The following is a 3,269-nucleotide window of genomic DNA, read 5'->3' on the forward strand; positions in this document are numbered from 1 at the left end:
ATCAAAAGCATCCGTGAAATGATCGGTTTGCGCTGGGCACGTGCGCGTCGAAGATGAATCTCCACCTTCAAGCACGCCACGCTCATGTCCGTCACCTCTGCTTCTACCGCCGCGCCGGCGCTCATGCGTCGATTCGCGAGGCGCCCCGGATGAGCGCGCTGCCAACGCCCCGACGATACGGCCACGCGAACCTGCGCGTGTTCAAAACGCGCGCCGCGAGCAGCAAGCGTCAGATTTCGACCAGGGAACTCACGCGTCTCATCTTCCCAATCGCATTGCTGCTGATCTGGCAGTTCGCAGCTTCGGCGGGATGGATCGATTCTCACGTGCTCGAAGCGCCGCTCGATGTGGCGGCCGCCCTGGTCGATCTCGCCCGCAGCGGCGTCCTGTGGGACAGCCTCGTCGCATCGCTGCAGCGCGCGGTCGCAGGCTTTCTGATCGGCGGCGGCATCGGCCTCCTGCTCGGTCTCGTGGCCGGCTTGTCCCGCATCGGCGAGCGCACCTACGACGCGCTCCTGCAGATGCTGCGGATGATTCCCTTTCTCGCGCTGATTCCGTTGTTCGTGATCTGGTTCGGCGTCGATGAGAAGCCGAAGATCCTTCTCATCGCCATCGCGTGCGTGTTTCCGGTGTATCTCAACACGTTTTCCGGCGTGCGCCATGTCGATGGGAAACTCGTCGAAGCCGGGCAGGTCTTCGGCATGTCGCGCACGGCGATCGCGCTGCAGATCGTGTTGCCGCTCGCGATGCCTTCGATTCTCGTCGGGGTCCGCTACGCGATGGGCACCGCACTCCTCGCACTCGTCGCGGCCGAACAGGTCAATGCGACTTCGGGCATCGGCTATCTCGCGCTCAACCCGCGCGCCGCGCTGCGCACCGACATCATCCTGGGCGTCGTGCTCGTCTACTCGCTGCTCGGCCTCACGATCGATGCGCTGCTGCGCGCCGCCGAGCGCGTCGCGCTGCCCTGGCGTCGCACCCTTAACGAAGAGCGCCGCCGATGACACGCGACACCACCGCACGCGAACCCGAACTCGCGGTTTCCATCCGCCAGGCCAGCAAGCATTTCGGCGAGCGCGCGATCTTCGAGCGTCTCGATCTGACGATACGGCGCCGCGAATTTGTCGCGCTGCTCGGCGCATCCGGCTCCGGCAAGACGACGCTGCTACGCACCCTGCTCGACCTCGATTCTCTCGATGCCGGCGAGGGTTTCGTCGCCACGCCGCGCGCGGCCGTGTTTCAGGAGCCGCGCCTCATTCCGTCGCAGCGGGTCTGGCAGAACGTGCTGATGGGCGTACCGCGAACGTCACGCGCTCGCGAGCTTGCCATCGCGACACTTGCCGAAGTGGGCCTCACGCGCCACGTCGATGCGTGGCCCGCGACGCTGTCAGGCGGCGAGGCGCAACGCGTCGCGCTGGCTCGCGCGCTGATCCGCGACCCGGCGCTGCTGTTGCTCGATGAACCTTTCGCTGCGCTCGACGCGCTCACCCGCCTGCGCATGCAGGACCTCGTTCGCCAGCTCGTCGCGCGGCATGGACCCGGCGTGCTGCTCGTCACGCACGATGTGGAGGAAGCCGTGCGCCTCGCCAGCCGCATCGTCGTGCTGCGCGATGCGCGCCTCACGCTCGATGTCACGGTCAGCGATGCAGCAGGGCAGCGCGATCCGTCGCATCCAGAAGGCGCCGCACTGCGCGATCGTCTTTATGCCGAGCTCGGCGTGCGACGTACGGCGATCAGCCCTAGCGCCGTCGCCGCGTGAACTTCTAACCAATCCCAACTCGAAGACGCCTCATGTCCATCGCCCGCCCTTTCCTACATTCGCTCTTCGCTTTGATCGGCGTCACCGCTTGCGTCGCTTCATCGTCCTACGCCGCGCAGCCCGTCCTGCGCGTGGGCATCTTTCAGGACGTGACGCGCGAAGCCATCGAGGCGACCGATTTCCTGAAAGGCACACCGTACCGCATCGAATGGGCGCGACTGAACGGGGCGGGACCGACCGTGCAGGCGTTAGGCGGCAACGCGATCGACATCAGCTGGGGCCTGAGCGACACCGCCGCGCCGAAGGCCTCGTCGGAAGATCGCCGCAACTGGACCGCCGAGACCGCGCCCATCAAGCTCATCGGCCTGCTCGCACCGGTCGACAGCAAGCGCTACTCGCCGATGCTCGTGATCGCGAGCAAGGCGTCCGGCGTCACGAAGATCAGCGACTTGCGCGGCAGGACGTATGCGTTCAACGAGGGCGGCAACGCGAACGCAGTGGGCCTGCTCGCGCTCGACAAGGCTGGCCTCAACGTGAAGGACGTGAAGCTGCGCCTGCTTACGTACGACGCCACCGCGCCCGCCGTCGTCGCGGGCGCCGTCGATGCGGCGCCGGCCACCCGCTCCCGGGTCGCGGACGCGCTCGCGAGCGGCGCAGTGCGCGAGCTCGCGACCGAGAACGAAGTGGGCTTTCCGGGCTTCGTGTCCGTCACGGCGCGCACGGGCGCGCTGAAGGACCCGCAATTGAGCGAGGCGATCGGCGACTTCATGACGCGCCTCGCGCGGTACCTGAACTGGGCGGCCACGCACGACGCTGAAACAGCCGCCGCCTACGCCAAAGCCCAGCAGCTCACGCCGGATCAGGCGCTCTTCGCGGCAAAAAGCGGCGCCTATCGCCTCGTTCCGGTGAAACACGACGGCGCGCCTTTCAAGGCCGAAGTCGAAGCGACCAAAAAACTCGGCGAGATCGGCTTCTATCCGCGTCCGGTCGATTTCTCGACCGTCGTCGACGACCGCTACACGACGCAGATCGAAACGGGTAATCGTTGATCGGACCATCATTCATCGGAGTCAAAGCATGAGCAAGCTATTCGAAGACCGCGTCTTCTGGATCACCGGCGCGTTCGGCGCACTGGGCGCGGCCACCGCGAAAAGGCTCGCCCTTGCTGGGGCGAGCGTGATCGCTTCCTCGCGCAACATCGACACGCATCTTTTCGCGGACTTGCCCCGTGTCGTGCCGCTATCGGTCGACGTCGCCGATGACCACAGCGTGCGGTCTGCCTTCGCGCAGATCGAGGAGCGCTTCGGCCGTCTCGACGGTCTCGTGACCAGCACGAACGTAGCCGCATTCGGCGACTTCCTCGACCTCACCGATGACGACTGGCAGCGCGTCATCGACGCCAAGCTGCTCGGCTCGGTGCGTCCGATACGCGCCGCCTTGCCGCGCTTCATCGCTCAGGGGCACGGCGCGATCGTCGCGATTTCCGGACGCGGCGGTATCGCCCCACCGC

4 protein-coding genes are annotated in these 3,269 nt (G+C 66.4%); all 4 read left to right on the forward strand.

The features are described from left to right. The first annotated feature begins 149 nt into the window (after positions 1-149). Positions 150-1,004, forward strand: coding sequence for an ABC transporter permease (locus AWB67_RS35405; RefSeq protein ID WP_159965118.1), 855 nt, complete (start codon positions 150-152; stop codon positions 1,002-1,004). Next, positions 1,001-1,759: an ABC transporter ATP-binding protein gene (locus tag AWB67_RS35410; protein WP_087660555.1), complete on the forward strand. Its 759-nt coding sequence runs from the start codon at positions 1,001-1,003 to the stop codon at positions 1,757-1,759. Before AWB67_RS35405 ends, AWB67_RS35410 begins: the two co-directional genes overlap by 4 nt. A gap of 32 nt (positions 1,760-1,791) precedes the next feature. Beyond that, positions 1,792-2,808, forward strand: a complete 1,017-nt coding sequence (locus tag AWB67_RS35415; protein ID WP_087660556.1) for an ABC transporter substrate-binding protein — start codon at positions 1,792-1,794, stop codon at positions 2,806-2,808. A gap of 28 nt (positions 2,809-2,836) precedes the next feature. After that, positions 2,837-3,269: SDR family oxidoreductase (locus AWB67_RS35420; protein WP_125477829.1), on the forward strand; the 433-nt coding region annotated here is incomplete at its 3' end.

It is taken from the genome of Caballeronia terrestris (genome assembly GCF_001544515.1).
Taxonomy (GTDB): Bacteria; Pseudomonadota; Gammaproteobacteria; order Burkholderiales; family Burkholderiaceae; genus Caballeronia; species Caballeronia terrestris.

Bases quoted from the DNA above. Each gene is read 5' to 3' on its own strand.
- AWB67_RS35405 (WP_159965118.1), top strand. From the start codon at position 150: ATGAGCGCGCTGCCAACGCCCCGACGATACGGCCACGCGAACCTGCGC.
- AWB67_RS35410 (WP_087660555.1), top strand. From the start codon at position 1,001: ATGACACGCGACACCACCGCACGCGAACCCGAACTCGCGGTTTCCATC.
- AWB67_RS35415 (WP_087660556.1), top strand. From the start codon at position 1,792: ATGTCCATCGCCCGCCCTTTCCTACATTCGCTCTTCGCTTTGATCGGC.